Source organism: Streptomyces sp. NPDC015220 (assembly GCF_043079345.1).
Lineage (GTDB): Bacteria > Actinomycetota > Actinomycetes > Streptomycetales > Streptomycetaceae > Streptomyces.
Map to the genome: position 1 here is coordinate 61745 of NZ_JBIBUK010000001.1, position 17566 is coordinate 79310.

The 17566-nt window shown below is 73.5% G+C and carries 11 protein-coding genes; 4 read left to right on the plus strand and 7 right to left on the minus strand.

Annotated elements, in window-relative coordinates:
- Window positions 1-94 precede the first annotated feature (94 nt).
- On the plus strand, window positions 95-364 hold the full coding sequence (locus tag ACF061_RS00275; protein ID WP_392264508.1) for a DUF6343 family protein: 270 nt from the start codon (window positions 95-97) through the stop codon (window positions 362-364).
- 49 nt (window positions 365-413) lie between these two features.
- On the opposite strand, the gene ACF061_RS00280 is transcribed toward ACF061_RS00275, so the two are convergent.
- From ACF061_RS00280 to rpsA, 4 genes are all read right to left on the minus strand, one after another.
- Window positions 414-794 (minus strand): tetratricopeptide repeat protein, encoded by a 381-nt coding sequence (locus tag ACF061_RS00280; protein ID WP_392264509.1) that lies wholly within the window; start codon window positions 792-794, stop codon window positions 414-416.
- 50 nt (window positions 795-844) lie between these two features.
- On the minus strand, window positions 845-1465 hold the full coding sequence (gene coaE, locus ACF061_RS00285; RefSeq protein ID WP_392264510.1) for a dephospho-CoA kinase: 621 nt from the start codon (window positions 1463-1465) through the stop codon (window positions 845-847).
- Between the two features lie 57 nt (window positions 1466-1522).
- Complete coding sequence (locus tag ACF061_RS00290; protein ID WP_392264511.1) at window positions 1523-2461, minus strand: PAC2 family protein; 939 nt, start codon at window positions 2459-2461, stop codon at window positions 1523-1525.
- 151 nt (window positions 2462-2612) lie between these two features.
- Window positions 2613-4109, minus strand: a complete 1497-nt coding sequence (gene rpsA, locus ACF061_RS00295) for a 30S ribosomal protein S1 (protein WP_392264512.1) — start codon at window positions 4107-4109, stop codon at window positions 2613-2615.
- 369 nt (window positions 4110-4478) lie between these two features.
- On the opposite strand from rpsA, the gene ACF061_RS00300 reads away from it, so the two are divergent.
- On the plus strand, window positions 4479-5291 hold the full coding sequence (locus ACF061_RS00300) for a class I SAM-dependent methyltransferase (RefSeq protein ID WP_392265360.1): 813 nt from the start codon (window positions 4479-4481) through the stop codon (window positions 5289-5291).
- Window positions 5292-5397: 106 nt separating this feature from the next.
- Window positions 5398-8079: an ATP-dependent RNA helicase gene (locus ACF061_RS00305; RefSeq protein ID WP_392264513.1), complete on the plus strand. Its 2682-nt coding sequence runs from the start codon at window positions 5398-5400 to the stop codon at window positions 8077-8079.
- 354 nt (window positions 8080-8433) lie between these two features.
- Here ACF061_RS00305 and ACF061_RS00310 read toward each other — a convergent pair whose 3' ends face one another.
- From ACF061_RS00310 to polA, 3 genes are all read right to left on the minus strand, one after another.
- Window positions 8434-10254, minus strand: a complete 1821-nt coding sequence (locus ACF061_RS00310; RefSeq protein ID WP_392264514.1) for a lytic transglycosylase domain-containing protein — start codon at window positions 10252-10254, stop codon at window positions 8434-8436.
- A 1181-nt stretch (window positions 10255-11435) separates the two neighbouring features.
- Complete coding sequence (locus tag ACF061_RS00315; RefSeq protein WP_392264515.1) at window positions 11436-11879, minus strand: hypothetical protein; 444 nt, start codon at window positions 11877-11879, stop codon at window positions 11436-11438.
- Between the two features lie 316 nt (window positions 11880-12195).
- The gene (gene polA / locus ACF061_RS00320) at window positions 12196-14922 is read right to left on the minus strand and encodes a DNA polymerase I (protein WP_392264516.1); all 2727 of its coding nucleotides are present in this window, start codon (window positions 14920-14922) and stop codon (window positions 12196-12198) included.
- Between the two features lie 322 nt (window positions 14923-15244).
- On the opposite strand from polA, the gene ACF061_RS00325 reads away from it, so the two are divergent.
- Window positions 15245-17524 carry an FdhF/YdeP family oxidoreductase gene (locus ACF061_RS00325; RefSeq protein WP_392264517.1) on the plus strand — a complete coding sequence of 760 codons (2280 nt, stop codon included), beginning with the start codon at window positions 15245-15247 and terminating at the stop codon, window positions 17522-17524.
- Window positions 17525-17566: the final 42 nt, after the last annotated feature.

The window sequence follows — 17566 nt, forward strand, 5'->3', positions numbered from 1 at the left end:
CCGCACGCCCGTTCCCGACTCGCACTGGTTCACCCGTACGAGTGAGAGGAGGGCGGGAGAGGAGTACGTTGCAGAGGAGGAGTGGTGAGCGGTCATGCGTACGGGCAGTGAGCCGACGACCGCGCGCAGTGCTCTGCGGGCGCGGTTCTGGCTGAGCGTGTGGGGGCTGGTCTGGGCGATGTTCGGCACGGCCGTGTTCGTGCTGGTCGGACGGCCCGGATGGGCGGCGGCCTGCGGGGTGCTGTGGCTGGTGATCGCCGTCGACTTCACGCTGATCGTCCGGCATCTGCGGCAGGGTCCGCACTACCAGCCGGACCGGGACGTCCCGCCGTACCGGCCGCCGGGGGACCGGGGCGGCCCGTAGGCCCGGGTGTCACTTCGGCGGGCCGGCTCGTCGGCGGGCGGGGCGCCGGTCAGGTGTCGAACCGCGCCCGCTGCAGGTACTCCGGGTTCGGGTCCAGTGCGGCCGCCAGCCGGAAGTGGCGCTTGGCCTGGTCGGCGCGGCCCTGCCGCTCGTAGGTGCGGGCGAGCGCGAAGTGCGCGAACGCGTTGTCCGGCTCGCGCTCAAGGACGATCGTGAACTCCAGCTCGGCGGGTCTCAGTTGCGCCGCCGCGAAGAAGGCCCGGGCACGCAGGAGACGGGCCGCCGTGTTCTCCGGGTGCGCGGCGATGACCCCGTCGAGCAGCTTCACCGCGCCACGCGGGTCCCGCGCGGCGAGCAGCTGCTCGGCCGCACGGAAGTCGATGACATGCGTTTCCGGAGTACGTCCGGTCGAACCGCTGGTGTCGGGCACAGCAGAGTCCTTCCCTCGCCGACCGGGTTCAACGCCCCGCGCGGCGGCCACTATTCCTCGGACGCCGCCCGGGGGGCGTGCGCTCGCCGCACGAGGTCGGCCCATACCCGCGTCACCCGCCGCCGCAGCTCCTCGAGCGGAACGTCGTTGTCGATGACGACGTCGGCGATCTCCAGTCGCTCGTCGCGCGTCGCCTGGGCGGCCATGCGGGCGCGGGCGTCCTGCTCGGTCATACCGCGCAGCCGTACGAGCCGGTCGAGCCGGGTCTCGGGGCTCGCGTCCACGACGACCACGAGGTCGTAGAGCGGGGCCAGGCCGTTCTCGGTGAGCAGCGGGACGTCGTGGACCACGACGGCGTCCTCGGCGGCGGCCTCCTCCAGCCGGCGGGAGCGGGCGCCCACCAGCGGGTGCACGATCGAGTTCAGCTCGGCCAGCCGGTCCGGGTCGGCGAAGACGATGGAGCCCAGTTTCGGCCGGTCCAGGCCGCCGTCCTCGGCGAGCACGTCCCGGCCGAAGGCCTCGACGACCGCCGCGAGGCCGGGCGTGCCCGGTGCGACGACCTCGCGCGCGATGCGGTCGGCGTCGATCAGCACGGCCCCGCACTCGACGAGCAGCCGCGACACCTCGCTCTTACCGGCTCCGATGCCCCCGGTCAGGCCCACCTTCAGCATGTGCGGCAGCTTAGGGCCTGCCGCCGGCGACGCAGCCGGGGGGCCTCGGTTCCCGGCTCAGTTGTCGCCCTCTCGTTCGGCGAGGAACTTCTCGAACTCGCGGCCGATCTCGTCCGCCGACGGGATGTCGACGGGCTCGGCGAGCATATTGCCCCGGGTCTCGGCGCCCGCTGCCGCGTCGTACTGGTGCTCGAGCCCCTGGACGAGGGAGGTGAGTTCCTCGTCGCCCTCGCGGATCTGCCGCTCGATCTCCGTCTGGGTGCGGTGGGCGTCGTTGCGCAGGGAGTGCGCGAGGCCGGGCAGGACCAGTCCGGTGGCCGACGTGATGGCCTCCAGGACGGTCAGCGCGGCGTCGGGGTAGGCGGAGCGGGCGATGTAGTGCGGCACGTGCGCGGCGACGCCCAGGACGTCGTGTCCGGCCTCCGTCAGGCGGTACTCCACCAGCGCCTCCGCGCTGCCGGGCACCTGCGCCTCCTCGAAGGGGCTGCGGTGGCCGGGGACGAGGTCGCTGCGGTTGCCGTGCGGGGTGAGGCCCACCGGGCGGGTGTGCGGGACGCCCATGGGGATGCCGTGGAAGTTCACCGACAGGCGTACGCCCAGCCGTTCCACGATCTCCCGCACGGCCGCCGCGAAGCGCTCCCACTCCACGTCCGGCTCGGGCCCGGCCAGCAGCAGGAAGGGCGCGCCGGTGGCGTCCTGGACGAGGTGCACCTCCAGGGCGGGTTCCTCGTACGCGGACCAGTGGTCGTTCTTGAACGTCAGCAGCGGGCGGCGGGCCCGGTAGTCGACGAGCCGGTCGTGGTCGAACCGCGCCACGACCTGGTGGGGAAGCGAGTCGAGAAGTCCGTCGACGATCTGGTCGCCGGTCTCTCCCGCGTCGATGTATCCGTCGAAGTGGTAGAGCATGACAAGGCCGGCCGACTCCTGGGCGAGCGCCATGTCGACGACTGCCAGGCCCTTCGGCTCCCATGCGTACAAACCCTGCGGATCAAGCACTTGTGACCGCCCCTCCTCGTGTTCACCGGTGTACAACCAGGAACGGGACGCCGGCATTCCCCGCCGGGGAGGGCGGCGTACAACGGGCCGCGGCCCGCACCCCGGGGGGGGTGCGGGCCGCGGCCGTCGGCCGATGCCTGGCGGTGAGCGATCAGCTCTGGCCGCCGGCCAGCTTCTCACGCAGAGCGGCCAGCGCCTCGTCCGAGGCCAGGGCGCCGGAGGTGTCGCCGCCCTCGGAGGAGTACGAACCGCCGGACGCGGCCGGAGCGGCACCCGCGGCGCCGGCACCCTCGGCCTCGGCCTGGGCGTCCGCCTCGCGGGACTTGATGACCTGCGCCTGGTGCTGCTCGAAGCGAGACTGCGCCTCGGCGTACTGGCGCTCCCACTCCTCGCGCTGCTTCTCGTAGCCCTCGAGCCAGTCGTTGGTCTCGGGGTCGAAGCCCTCGGGGTAGATGTAGTTGCCCTGGTCGTCGTAGGACGCGGCCATGCCGTACAGGGTCGGGTCGAACTCGACCGCCGACGGGTCGGCACCGAAGGACTCGTTGGCCTGCTTCAGCGAGAGGCTGATGCGACGGCGCTCGAGGTCGATGTCGATGACCTTGACGAAGATCTCGTCGTTGACCTGGACGACCTGCTCCGGGATCTCCACGTGGCGCTCGGCCAGCTCGGAGATGTGGACCAGACCCTCGATGCCCTCGTCCACGCGGACGAACGCACCGAACGGAACCAGCTTGGTGACCTTGCCGGGGACGACCTGGCCGATCTGGTGGGTGCGGGCGAACTGCTGCCACGGGTCTTCCTGGGTCGCCTTCAGCGACAGGGAGACGCGCTCGCGGTCCATGTCGACGTCCAGGACCTCGACCGTGACCTCCTGGCCGACCTCGACGACCTCGGAGGGGTGGTCGATGTGCTTCCAGGACAGCTCGGAGACGTGGACCAGACCGTCGACGCCACCCAGGTCCACGAAGGCACCGAAGTTGACGATCGAGGAGACCACGCCGGAGCGGACCTGACCCTTCTGCAGGGTCGTGAGGAACGTCTGGCGGACCTCGGACTGGGTCTGCTCCAGCCAGGCACGGCGGGACAGGACCACGTTGTTGCGGTTCTTGTCCAGCTCGATGATCTTCGCCTCGAGCTCCTTGCCGACGTACGGCTGGAGGTCGCGGACGCGGCGCATCTCGACGAGGGAGGCCGGCAGGAAGCCACGGAGGCCGATGTCGAGGATGAGACCACCCTTGACGACCTCGATGACGGTACCGGTGACGATGCCGTCCTCTTCCTTGATCTTCTCGATGGTGCCCCAGGCACGCTCGTACTGGGCGCGCTTCTTCGAGAGGATCAGGCGGCCTTCCTTGTCCTCCTTCTGGAGGACCAGGGCCTCGATCTCGTCGCCCACGGCGACGACCTCGTTCGGGTCGACGTCGTGCTTGATCGAGAGCTCGCGGCTCGGAATGACACCTTCGGTCTTGTAACCGATGTCGAGCAGGACCTCGTCCCGGTCGACCTTCACGATGACGCCGTCGACGATGTCGCCGTCGTTGAAGTACTTGATCGTCTCGTCGATCGCTGCGAGGAAGGCTTCCTCGTTACCGATGTCGTTGACCGCTACCTGCGGGGTGGTGGCGGTGGTCTCGGTGCTGCTCGTCATGTGGGAAAGGGCTCCGGTACGGACATTGAAGTCGTAGGTACTGCTTACGCCGAAAGCCCGTTTCGCTCTGCAGAAGCCGGACAGCCAAGGAAGCACCACCCGAAAACGCTGGTGGCGCCTCGAAAACCGAGGGGACATACAACAGACGCGAGCGCAGCCTGCTAGGTCTGAGGAGCGCAGGCTCGCAGCGCAACTTGTAGCATACGGGGGCAGCCGGACAGGGTCAATGCGCGAAGCCGCACACGCGGGACGGTTCGCCGCATTTCCGGCACAAAACCTGCCTCCCGAGGGCCTGCCGGCACCCGGACACCCCTCCGACGGCGCACCACCGGGCGGCGGGTTGGACGGAAGAGTACGACGAGGGAGCCGATCATCCAAGAGCCAGAACTGTTCGAGCCGGAGGCCACCCGCCGCGCGGCAGGTGTCACGGAGAGCACCCGGGCCAACCGGGGCTGGTGGGACCGGAACGCGGACGAGTACCAGGTCGAGCACGGCACGTTCCTCGGCGACGACCGCTTCGTGTGGTGCCCCGAGGGACTGGACGAGGTGGAGGCGGAGCTCCTCGGCCCGTCGGAGGACCTGAAGGACCGGGACGTCCTGGAGATCGGCGCCGGCGCGGCCCAGTGCTCGCGCTGGCTGGCCGCGCAGGGCGCGCGCCCGGTGGCCCTGGACCTGTCCCACCGCCAGCTCCAGCACGCGCTGCGGATCGGCGGACCGTTCCCGCTGGTGTGCGCCGACGCCGGCGCGCTGCCCTTCGCGGACGGCTCCTTCGACCTGGCCTGCTCGGCTTACGGGGCGCTGCCCTTCGTCGCCGACCCCCGGCTGGTGCTGCGCGAGGTACGCCGGGTGCTGCGGCCGGGCGGCAGGTTCGTCTTCTCGGTGACGCACCCCGTCCGGTGGGCCTTCCCGGACGAGCCGGGCCCGGAGGGGCTGTCGGTGTCCGCCTCCTATTTCGACCGCACGCCGTACGTCGAACAGGACGACGAGGGCCTGGCGGTCTACGTCGAGCACCACCGCACGCTGGGCGACCGGGTCCGCGACATCGTGACGTCGGGCTTCCGCCTGGTGAACCTGGTGGAGCCGGAGTGGCCCGACTGGAACACCTCCGAGTGGGGCGGCTGGTCGCCGCTGCGCGGGCACCTGATCCCGGGGACGGCGATCTTCGTCTGCGAGCGGGACTGAGGGCGCCGCGCCCGGACGCCTCCCGAGTGCGAGGGGTGTCCGGGCGTACGCGTCGTGCGAACGGCCGCCCTGCCGGGCGGCCGTTCGCACGTACGACACTGGGGGCGTGATCCGTTACGACGCCCTGGAGGCGCTGCCCGTACGCGGTGCCCTGCCCGCCCTGAACGACGCGCTGGAGGGCCGCGGCACCGCCGTGCTCGTCGCCCCGCCCGGCACCGGCAAGACGACGCTGGTGCCGCTCGCGCTGGCCGGGCTGCTGGGCGAGGGCCCGGCACGGCGGGTGGTGGTGGCCGAGCCCCGGCGGATCGCGGCGCGCGCGGCGGCCCGGCGGATGGCGTGGCTGCTGGGCGAGCAGCCGGGCGGGAGCGTCGGCCACACGGTCCGCGGGGAGCGGGTGGTCGGACGGGACACTCGCGTGGAGGTCGTCACGACCGGTGTGCTGCTCCAGCGGCTGCAGCGCGACCAGGAGCTGACCGGCGTCGACGTGGTGGTGCTCGACGAGTGCCACGAGCGGCACCTGGACGCGGACACGGCGGCGGCGTTCCTGTGGGACGTCCGCGAGACGCTGCGGCCGGAGCTGAGGCTGGTCGCCGCGTCGGCGACCACGGACGCGGCGGGCTGGGCACGGCTGCTGGGCGGGGCAGAGGTGGTCGAGGCGCCCGGCGTGTCCCATCCGGTGGAGGTGGTGTGGGCGCCGCCCGCGCGCCCGGTACGGCCGCCGCACGGACTGCGGGTGGACCCCGCGCTGCTGACGCACGTGGCGTCGGTGGTGCGCCGGGCGCTCGCCGAGCGGACCGGGGACGTGCTGTGCTTCCTGCCGGGCGTGGGCGAGATCGGTCGGGTCGCCGGACAGCTCGGGGAGCCCGGGGACGTCGACGTGCTCCAGGTGCACGGGCGCGCGCCGGCGGACGTCCAGGACGCGGTGCTGGCGCCGGGGCCGCGGCGCCGGGTGGTGCTCGCCACCTCGGTGGCCGAGTCGTCGCTGACGGTTCCCGGGGTGCGGGTAGTGGTCGACTCCGGGCTCGCGCGGGAGCCGCGCGTGGACCACGCGCGCGGACTGAGCGCGCTGACGACCGTACGGGCTTCGCAGGCGGCCGGGCGGCAGCGGGCGGGCCGGGCCGGGCGGGAGGCGCCGGGTGCGGTGTACCGCTGCTGGGCGGAGGCCGAGGACCGTCGCCTGCCGCGTTTCCCGTCGCCGGAGATCAAGGTGGCCGATCTGACCGCGTTCGCCCTGCAAGTGGCGTGCTGGGGAGACCCGGACGCCTCCGGGCTGGCGCTGCTGGATCCTCCGCCGGGCGGGGCGATGGCGGCGGCGCGGGGCGTCCTGGCCGCCGTGGGCGCGGTGGACCGCGCCGGCCGGGCCACGGAGCGGGGGCTGCGGCTCGCCCGGCTCGGGGTGCATCCGCGGCTGGGCCGGGCGCTGCTGGACGCCTCCGGCGGGCCGGCCTCGAACCGGTCGGCCTCGGACCGGTGGGCCTCGGACCGGTGGGCCTCGGACCGGACGCCCGCCGGCGGGCCGGCCTCCGGCGGACCGGCCTCCGGCGGACCGGGCGAGGCCGCGGAGGTGGTGGCACTGCTCAGCGAGGAGGCGCCCCGGGAGTACGGCGACGATCTCGCCGCCGCCCTGCGGGCCGCCCGGCGCGGGGGCGACGCCTACGCCGCGCGGTGGCGTGCGGAGGTGCGGCGACTGCGGGCCGCCACGAACGAGGTCTCCCGCCCGCCCGCCGGTGCCGTCGGTGACCGGGACGACGCCCGGGCGCCGTCGGGCGTCCCCGGCGGGAACGGCGGCGGCTCGGGAACCGCCGGCGGGGAGCGGGGCGATCGGGTCGTCGGGCTCGTGGCCGCTCTCGCGTTTCCCGAGCGGGTCGCCCGACTCGACGGCGGGTCGTACCTGATGGCCTCCGGTACGCGTGCGGAACTGGCCGACGGGTCCCCGCTGCGCGGGACGCCCTGGATGGTCGTCGCCGTGGCGGACCGGCCGCTCGGCAGGGCGCACGCGCGCGTGCGGCTCGCCGCGACGATCGACGAGGACACCGCCCGGTGGGCGGCCGGGGCGTTGTTCGAGGAGCGGGCGGAGGTCCGCTGGGCCGCCGGGGACGTCGTCGCACGGCGTGTGGAACGGCTGGGGGCGGTGGAGCTGGCGGCGCGCCCGCTCGCCGATCCCGATCCCTCGCTGGTGCGCGAGGCACTGCTCGACGGGCTGCGGCAGGAGGGGTTCGGGGTGCTGCGGTGGTCCGCCGAGGCCGGCGTGCTGCGGCAGCGGCTCGCCTTCCTGCGCCGGCGGCTCGGCGAACCGTGGCCCGACGTGTCGGACGAGACGCTGCACGCGCGCGTGGCGGAGTGGCTGGAGCCGGAGCTGGGCCGGGCCCGGCGGCGCGCGGACCTGGCCCGGATCGACGCCGGGCAGGCACTGGCCCGCCTGCTGCCCTGGGCCTCGGGCGAGGCGGCCCGGCTGGACGAGCTCGCTCCTGAGCGGATCACCGTGCCCAGCGGGTCCAGGATCCGGATCGACTACACGGATCCGGAGCGGCCGGTGCTCGCGGTGAAGCTCCAGGAGATGTTCGGTCTGGAGCGGTCACCGGTCGTCGCCGGGGTGCCGGTCGTCGTGCACCTGCTCTCCCCCGCCGGGCGCCCCGCCGCCGTCACCGCCGACCTGGCCTCCTTCTGGCGCGACGGCTACCGGGGCGTACGGGCGGACCTGCGCGGCCGGTACCCGAAGCATCCCTGGCCCGAGGACCCGGCGACGGCGGAGCCGACCCGGCACACCAACGCCCGGCTCGGGCGCTGAGCGAGGCCGCGGAACCGGCCGGGGCCGTACCCGGCAACAGCCCACGACCACCGGCGGGGCCGACTTCGCCGCCGCGCCGGCCGACCCGGGTGCCGTCGCCCCGCGCCGCGGGGCTCCTCGCGTTCCCGTGCGTGCCACGACGCCGGGGCGGAGTGCCCCGGCGTCGTGGCGGAGGACGCTCCTGGTCCGGGCCGCCGAGCCTGGCCGGGGCGCTCGCGTCTTGTGCGGGCCGCCGCGCCCTGCCCGAGCCGCCGTGCCCTGTCCGGGCCGCCGTGCCTTGTGCGGGCCGCCCGCCGGGTGAGCGCCAGCGCGGTTCACGGGGGCGCGGCGCCCGTCACAGGGACACGGCTCGGTTCACGAGGCCGCGGTGGAACCGGTCGACGGGCTGGGGTCGGTCGACGGGTCCGCCTCCGGGCTCGGGTCGGCCGACGGGCTCGGGCTCGGGCTCGGGCTCGTCGAGGTGTCGGCCGCGGCGACCTTCAACTCCACGGTCAGCGTCGCGCCGCCGGTGGTGGTGATGCGGAGCAGGAAGGTGCCGGTGGTGTCGTCCGCGTACAGCTTCGGCAGCTTCAGCAGGCCCTTGGCGTCCGTGCCGAGGTTCTTCAGGGTCCGTACGGGCTTGCCGTCGGCGTCCTTGAAGTAGGGGCCCTCGTCGTTCTCGGCGGGGTCCTCGGCCGACCTGACCAGGGTGGCGGTGGCCGCGACCTTGTCCGCGACGGCGCCCTTGTAGGTGGCCCTCACCTCGACCTGGTCGGCGAACTCGCCCCCCGGGACGCAGGTGAGCGGGGTGGCGCTGGTGCGGACGAGGGTGTCGGCGGCGCGGGCGGTGACGGTGGCCGTGTAGTCGAGGCCCCCGACCGTACGGCCGACGACCAGGGCCCGGACGGTGAACTTCCCGGTCTTCTCGCCGGCCTGGAGCGCGGGCGCGGTGGCCACGCCGGAGCCGTTGGTGACGACCGCGGCGACCTTCTCTCCCCCGGCGAAGGTGGCGTCGGTGTCGCCCTCGATCACGAACCGGACCCGGACCTTGGCGACCGACTTGCCGGTCTTGGTCTCGGCGCGGGCGGTGATCCGCTGTGTGAACGCGTCGCCGGCCATGGCGGTGAGCCGGGGCGTGTTCGCGTCCTTCAGGTGGTCCACGATGTCGGTGCGGGTGGGCGGCGGGGCGGGCTTGGACGGAGGGGTCGGCTTGGACGGAGGGGCCGGCTTCGACGGCTGGGTCGGGCTGGGGTCGCCGCTCGGCTTGCCGGGCTTGCTCGGCGTGTCCGGCCGGCTCGGCGTGCCCTGCGTGGGGCTGCTGGGCAGCGGCAGCGTCGGCTCGGGGCTCGTTCCGGCCGTGCCGCCGCCGCGGTGGGACGGCAGCGGGCCGGTGCCGTCCGGGACGGAGTGGCTGCCCTTGCGGTAGTACTCGAGCCAGGACAGGACGGTGTTGAGGTAGTCCTCGGACTTGTTGTAGCTGAGGATCGCGCTCCGCAGGTCGCCGGCGTCGGCCAGGTCCCAGCCGAAGCGGCAGAGGTAGTGGCCGGTGGCGAGAGCGGCGTCGTAGACGTTGTTCGGGTCCTTCTTGCCGTCGCCGTTGCCGTCCTGGCCCGCCCACTTCCAGGTGGAGGGGATGAACTGCATGGGGCCGACCGCGCGGTCGTAGGTGGCGTCACCGTCGTAGGCGCCGTGGTCCGTGTCGCTGATGTTCGCGAAACCCACGCCGTTGAGGACCGGGCCGAGGATGGGGGTGAGCGTCGTGCCGTCGGCGGTGACCCGGCCGCCGCCGGCGTGGCCGGACTCGACCTTGCCTATCGCGGCGAGCAGTTGCCAGGGCAGGTTGCAGCCCGGCTTGGCGGCGCGCAGTTCGGCCTCGGCCTTCTTGTAGGCGTCCAGCACGGTGGCGGGGATGCCGGCCTCGGACTCGGTCGGCGTCGTGACGGCCGGGGCGCCGGCGGTGGGCATCGGCTTGGGGCTGTTCAGCGGTGGCAGCGCCGTGTAGTAGTCCGAGTTGCCCGTCGCGGTGTCGCCTGCGGCGGGTTCGGGGGCGGGCGTCGCGCCGGCGGCGGTCTGTCTTCCCTGGTCGCTGACTGTCGCGCCGGGAGCCTCGGAGGCGGAGAGCGCCGCGACCGCGACCGCGGCCACGGCCGTGGTCGCCGCCCCCTTGTACAGCCTCCTGCCGAAATGCGCCGCCATGGAGTGAACCCCTCCCGTGGACGCCGAGCGTCCGTCCGTGCCTGCCTGTTCGCCCTGTTGTGACGGTTGACCCGCGGTACTGGTTGCCCTCGTGGGACCTTCCGGTTGTACGAACCCAGGTGACCCTACGACAACTTCCTTTATGGCGGGACCGGTTCGTGCCCGGTTTTCACCGATTGGCCACTTACCGTTGTCCGGGGTGCGCGTACGGGGCGGGGCGCGCACGGTTCCCGCTCTCTGGACCGTCGCGATCGTCCGGGCCGACGGTCCCGCCGACGCGTCCACCGGGGTGCCTGGTTGCCGTTCGCTTCGACCTGTGCGGCGACCGTGCCGGGCGCGGCGACGTTCCGGGACGGCGGCGGCCGGCAGCGGCGGCGCTCGTGGCGGGTTCCTCCTCGCCGGGCCTGACCTGCTGCGCGGCGGGGGTCCCGTCCTGGGCGATGGAGTTCGGCACGGCGGTACGTCCCCGCCGTGCCGGGAGCGCCGACGCGTGGTGCGGGGGCCCTCCCGGACCTCGATTCGGTTGGGGCGGTGCGGGGTGTCGCCGGTGCCGGGCCGACGGGTGGCGAGCTCGCCACTCCACCGGTGCCTGCGCTGCGATGGTTCGGCGGTGGCCGCTGCGGTGATCAACACGCTCGTGGTCCACCACGCTCGTAGGCCCACCGCGTTCATGGCCCTCGCGCCGCGGCTGACGCCAGCGGGCGGGCCGGCCGAGGCCGCCGTCGGTCGCGCGAGGGCCGGGGGGCTGAAGGTCACCCGGTGGCGGTCCGGGGACGGCAAAGGGGGACGCCCGGGGAGTCAGGGACACCAGGAGGACCCCCGGGACGGAGGGACACCCGGTGGCGATTCCGACGTGGAAGGTCACCCGGTGGCGATCCGGGCACGACAGAGGGACGCGCGGGGACCGGGGACGAGAGAGGGGCCCGGGGACCGGGGACGAGAGAGGGGCCCAGGGACCGGGGGGACGGCCGGGGACCGTGGGGACACCCCGCAGCGATCCGGAAGGTCACCCCGTGGCGATCCTGGCGCGGAAGGTCACCCCGTGGCGATCCTGGCGTGGAAGGTCACCCGGTGGCGATCCGGGCGCGGGCCGTCGGCCGGTCCGCGTGATGCGGTGCCGGTCGTCTGCTTCCGCGCGGGCGTCGGACCGGCGCCGGACCTGCCGGCGTACGCCTCGTGGGTCAGGGCACGGGGTCCGGTCCGGGTCCCTGCCGGGGGCGGTCCGGGTCCGGGCGGTGCGGACGATGGGGGTGCCGTCGAGAGCGGTCCGGGCGTGGCCGTCCCGACGGCGGGCCGCTCGGGCGGCCGCCGGCCGGGAACGGGGGCGTCGCGACGAAGACCGTGACGGTGTGCGCCTGGCCCGGCCTCGGAAGACGGGTGAGCAGGAGGGCGACATAGCCGCGGGGCAGGTCGGCCCACAGCCGCCAGGGCAGCGGCTCGCGGAGGGTGAGGCGACGGCGCAGGCCGGTCGCGGCACGGCGCACGGTGGCCGCGAGGTCGGTGGGGATGCGGGCGGTGCTTGCGTCGGCCGCTTGGGCCGGAACCGGCGGGAGCGGCGCGGCGAGAGCCGCGCCGACGGCTGTCTGGGGTGCCGCCGGCCGGTGGTTGAGCATGCGTATACCCATGCCCGCATCCTGGCGGTCCGCATGGGCGGCTGCGTTTCTGCGGGGGCCACGTGAGTGACGGGGCGGGGCGGGGCGGGAAGGCCGCGGAGCGGGGCCCCGTGCCTGCCCGGCCGCGACCTCCGTACGGCCTGACGTACGCACCACCGCGCGCCCCGCCCTCGCGGGCTGCGCGCACCCCCGCAGGCGCCGGCGCGCCCTCCGGTACCGGTGTTCCCCTCGCGGGACGGGCCCGAAGCGCCCGGCACGCCGAGAGCGCGCACCGGACGCCGCGGGGCCGCCCTCCCGGCGACCACGGGAATGTGAGGACAGGCCCTTCTTAGTGCGCCGCCGACTCCCAGTCCGTGCCCACGCCCACCGAGACGTCCAGTGGCGCCCTGAGCCGGACCGCGCCGGACATCTCGCGGCGGACGATCTCCTCGGCGGACTCGCGCTCGCCGGGGGCGATCTCCAGGACGATTTCGTCGTGGACCTGCAGCAGCATGCGGGACGTGAGACCGGCTTCGCGCAGCGCCCGGTCCACGTGCAGCATGGCGATCTTCACGATGTCCGCCGCCGTGCCCTGGATCGGCGCGTTCAGGGCCATGCGCTCAGCCGCCTCACGGCGCTGGCGGTTGTCGCTGTTGAGGTCGGGCAGGTAGCGGCGACGACCGAAGAGCGTCGCCGTGTAGCCCGTCGCCCGTGCCTCGTCGACCGCCCGGCGCAGGTAGTCCCGCACACCTCCGAAGCGCTCGAAGTAGGCGTCCATCAGGGCGCGGGCCTCGGCCGCCTCGATGTTCAGCTGCTGGGAGAGGCCGAAGGCCGACAGCCCGTACGCCAGGCCGTACGACATCGCCTTGATCTTGCGGCGCATCTCCGCGTCCACCGCCGACCGGTCGACGCCGAAGACCTGCGAGGCCGCGGTGGTGTGCAGGTCCTCACCGGAGGTGAACGCCTCGATCAGACCCGCGTCCTCGGAGAGGTGGGCCATCACCCGCAGCTCGATCTGGCTGTAGTCGGCGGTCATCAGCGACTCGAAGCCCTCACCGACCACGAAGCCGCGGCGGATGGCCCGGCCCTCGTCGGTGCGGACCGGGATGTTCTGGAGGTTCGGCTCGGTGGAGGACAGCCGGCCGGTCGCGGCGACGGTCTGGTTGAACGTGGTGTGGATACGGCCGTCCGCCGCGATCGTCTTGATCAGGCCCTCGACGGTGACGCGGAGCTTGGCCTGCTCGCGGTGGCGGAGCATGATCACCGGCAGCTCGTTGTCCGTCTGGGCCGCCAGCCAGGCCAGGGCGTCGGCGTCGGTGGTGTAGCCCGTCTTGGTCTTCTTGGTCTTCGGCAGGGCCAGCTCGCCGAAGAGGACCTCCTGGAGCTGCTTGGGCGAGCCGAGGTTGAATTCGTGCCCCGCTGCCGCGTGCGCCTCCTTCACGGCCTGCTGCACCGCACCGGCGAACGTCTGCTCCATGGCTTCGAGATGCGTCCGGTCCGCGGCGATGCCGTACCGCTCCATCCGCGCGAGCAGCGCGGAGGTGGGCAGCTCCACGTCGCGCAGCAGGTCCGCCGCGCCGACCTCCTCGAGCCGGCCCTCGAACGCCTCACCGAGGTCGAGGATCGCCCGCGCCTGGATCATCAGGGCCTCGGCCTCGGCGGCCTCGTCCGCACCGAAGGCCAGCTGGCCGTCGGCCGCGGCGGCGGGCGCCAGCTCCCGGTGCAGGTACTCCAGGGAGAGCGCGTCCAGGTCGAAGGAACGGCGGCCCGGCTTGACGAGGTAGGCGGCGAGCGCGGTGTCCATGCGCACGCCCTCGACGCTCCAGCCGTGCTCGGCGAGGACCCGCATCGCGCCCTTGGCGTCGTGGAAGACCTTGGGCCGCTCGGCGTCGGCCAGCCACGAGGCGAACGCCCTCTCGTCCGACTCGTCCAGCTGGGACGGGTCGAACCAGGCGGCCGCTCCCCCGGCCGCGGCCAGCGCGACCTCGGCGACCGAGCCCGCGCCCAGCGCCCAGGCGTCGACCGTGGCGACACCCAGCCTCTGCGCACCGTGCCCGGCCAGCCAGCCGGCCAGTTCGCCGGTGCCGAGCACCGTGCCGTCCAGTTCCACGCCCTCCGCGACGACCGGCGTCGCCTCGGCCTCCTCCGCGCCCGGGTCGACCGCGAAGAGCCGCTCGCGCAGCGACGGGTTGCGGATCTCCAGGGAGTCCAGGACCGTCGCGACGGCCTTGCGGTCGTACGCCGTCCGGGCGAGGTCGGTGACCGCCTTCGGCAGCTCCACGTTCCGCTCCAGCTCGGTGAGCCGGCGGTTGAGCTTGACGGCCTCCAGGTGGTCGCGCAGGTTCTGCCCGGCCTTGCCCTTGACCTCCTCGACCCGCTCGACCAGCTCCGCGAACGAACCGAACTGGTTGATCCACTTCGCGGCCGTCTTCTCGCCGACGCCGGGGATGCCCGGGAGGTTGTCCGACGGGTCGCCGCGCAGCGCCGCGAAGTCCGGGTACTGGGCGGGCGTCAAGCCGTACTTCTCGACGACCTTCTCCGGGGTGAACCGGGTCAGCTCGGAGACGCCCTTGGTCGGGTACAGCACCGTGGTGTGGTCGGAGACCAGCTGGAAGGAGTCGCGGTCGCCGGTGACGATCAGCACCTCGAAGCCCTCGGCCTCGGCCCGGGTGGCGAGGGTGGCGATGACGTCGTCCGCCTCGAAGCCCTCGACGGCGAAGCGGGAGGCGTTCATCGCGTCGAGCAGCTCGCAGATCAGCTGCACCTGGCCCTTGAACTCGTCCGGGGTCTTGGAGCGGTTCGCCTTGTACTCCGTGAACTCCGCCGAGCGCCAGGTCTGACGGGAGACGTCGAACGCGACCGCGAAGTGCGTGGGCGCCTCGTCACGCAGCGTGTTGGCCAGCATCGACGCGAAGCCGTAGATCGCGTTCGTCGGCTGGCCCGTCGCGGTCGTGAAGTTCTCCGCGGGCAGCGCGAAGAACGCGCGGTAGGCCAGCGAGTGCCCATCCATGAGCATCAGCCGGGGACGGGTGCCGCCGGGGGCGTTGTCGGTCTTCTTCGGTGCTGTCTCTGCCACGTCCTCGATCCTGCCACGCCCCACCGACAGTCGTGGCCCGGCCGCCCCGGGGCCCGCTGCCCCGCGCCCCGGCCCGGCGGAGAGCCGGGACCGCACGGCCGGGCTCCGACGGACGGACCGACGGATCGCATCCCCCGCCCCCATGGACACCCGCCCCGACCCCCGCCCGCCGTTCACGCAACCTCTGTTCCCGGCCTCCGCCCGCCCGGCCGGGTTCGTCGTCACCGCGGCGTGCGAGGATCGGAGGGCTCCGGGGCCGGCCCGAGAAACACCTCACGTGCCCGGGAACACACCGCGAAGCGCAGTCGAAGGGGAGGGTGCGATGGCCACGAAGCCGCCCAAGGGTGATCCGGTCCAGGACGCGCCGCAGGTCGCCGAGCCCAAGCACGCGGCGGCGGGGCTGCCGGCCATCGGGCACACCCTGCGCATCGCCCAGCAGCAGATGGGTGTGCGCCGCACCGCGCTGACGCTGCTGCGGGTCAACCAGAAGGACGGCTTCGACTGCCCCGGCTGCGCCTGGCCCGAGCCGGAGAACCGGCACCGGGCGGAGTTCTGCGAGAACGGCGCGAAGGCGGTCGCCGAGGAGGCCACCCTGCGCCGGGTCACACCGGAGTTCTTCGCCGCGCACCCGGTCGCCGACCTGGCCACGCGCAGCGGCTACTGGCTGGGCCAGCAGGGCAGGCTGACCCACCCCATGTACCTGCCCGAGGGCGCCGACCGCTACGAGCCGGTCACCTGGGAGCGGGCCTTCGGCATCGTCGCCGAGGAGATCGCCGCGCTCTCCTCCCCCGACGAGGCCGTCTTCTACACCTCGGGCCGCACCAGCAACGAGGCGGCCTTCCTCTACCAGCTGTTCGCCCGCGAGCTGGGCACCAACAACCTGCCCGACTGCTCCAACATGTGCCACGAGTCCTCCGGCTCGGCGCTGTCGGAGACCATCGGCATCGGCAAGGGCAGCGTCCTGCTGGAGGACCTGTACCAGGCCGACCTGATCATCGTGGCCGGCCAGAACCCGGGCACCAACCACCCGCGCATGCTCTCCGCGCTGGAGAAGGCCAAGGCGAACGGCGCGCGGATCATCAGCGTCAACCCGCTGCCCGAGGCCGGCCTGGAGCGCTTCAAGAACCCGCAGACCCCCAAGGGGCTGGCCGCCGGCGCCGCGCTCACCGACCTGTTCCTGCAGATCCGCATCGGCGGCGACCAGGCCCTCTTCCGCCTCCTCAACAAGCTGATCCTCGAGACCGACGGCGCCGTCGACGAGCTGTTCGTCCGCGAACACACCCACGGCTTCGAGGAGTTCGCCGCCGCGGCGCGCGCCGCCGACTGGGACGAGACGCTCGCCGCGACCGGCCTCACCCGCGCCGAGATCGACCGGGCGCTGAGGATGGTCCTCGCCTCGAAGCGCACCATCGTGTGCTGGGCGATGGGCCTCACCCAGCACAAGCACTCCGTGCCGACCATCCGGGAAGTGGTCAACTTCCTCCTGCTGCGCGGCAACATCGGCCGCCCGGGCGCGGGCGTGTGCCCGGTGCGCGGCCACTCCAACGTGCAGGGCGACCGCACGATGGGCATCTTCGAGCGCCCGGCGCCCGCCTTCCTGGACGCGCTGGAGAAGGAGTTCGGGTTCGCGCCCCCGCGCGAGCACGGCTACGACGTCGTACGGGCCATCCGCGCGCTGCGCGACGGCGAGGCGAAGGTGTTCTTCGCCATGGGCGGCAACTTCGTCTCCGCCTCCCCCGACACCGAGGTCACCGAGGCGGCCATGCGCCGCGCCCGGCTGACGGTGCACGTGTCGACCAAGCTCAACCGCTCCCACGTCGTCACGGGCGCGCGCGCCCTGATCCTGCCCACCCTGGGCCGCACCGAGCGCGACGTGCAGAGCAGCGGCGAGCAGTTCGTCACCGTCGAGGACTCCATGGGCATGGTGCACGCCTCGCGCGGCCGGCTGGAGCCCGCAGGGCGCCACCTGCTGTCCGAGCCGGCCATCGTCGCCCGGCTCGCGCGCCGGGTGCTCGGCGAGGACAGCGTGGTGCCCTGGGAGGAGTTCGAACAGGACTACGCCGCCGTCCGCGACCGGATCGCCCGGGTGATCCCCGGCTTCGAGGACTTCAACGCGCGCGTGGCCCGTCCCGGCGGCTTCGCCCTCCCGCACGCCCCGCGCGACGAGCGCCGCTTCCCCACCGCCACCGGCAAGGCCAACTTCACCGCCGCGCCGGTCGAGTACCCGCGGCTGCCCGAGGGCCGGCTGCTGCTGCAGACACTGCGCTCGCACGACCAGTACAACACCACGGTCTACGGCCTCGACGACCGCTACCGGGGCATCCGCAACGGCCGCCGGGTGGTCCTGGTCAACCCCGAGGACGCGCGCGGGCTCGGGCTGGCCGACGGCTCGTACGTCGATCTCGTCGGCGAGTGGCGCGACGGGGTGGAGCGGCGCGCCCCGGGATTCAGGGTCGTGCACTACCCGACGGCCCGGGGCTGCGCGGCGTCGTACTACCCGGAGACCAACGTCCTGGTGCCGCTGGACGCCACCGCGGACACCAGCAACACCCCGGCCAGCAAGTCCGTCGTGGTGCGTCTGGAACAATCGGCGACCGACTGAGCGTTTGCTCAGTGCCTAAGTGGCCGATCGACGCGAACGGAG

Coding starts and splice junctions, on each gene's coding strand:
- ACF061_RS00275 (WP_392264508.1), top strand. CDS start 95: ATGCGTACGGGCAGTGAGCCGACGACCGCGCGCAGTGCTCTGCGGGCG.
- rpsA (WP_392264512.1), bottom strand. CDS start 4,109: ATGACGAGCAGCACCGAGACCACCGCCACCACCCCGCAGGTAGCGGTC.
- ACF061_RS00325 (WP_392264517.1), top strand. CDS start 15,245: ATGGCCACGAAGCCGCCCAAGGGTGATCCGGTCCAGGACGCGCCGCAG.
- ACF061_RS00310 (WP_392264514.1), bottom strand. CDS start 10,254: ATGGCGGCGCATTTCGGCAGGAGGCTGTACAAGGGGGCGGCGACCACG.
- ACF061_RS00315 (WP_392264515.1), bottom strand. CDS start 11,879: ATGGGTATACGCATGCTCAACCACCGGCCGGCGGCACCCCAGACAGCC.
- coaE (WP_392264510.1), bottom strand. CDS start 1,465: ATGCTGAAGGTGGGCCTGACCGGGGGCATCGGAGCCGGTAAGAGCGAG.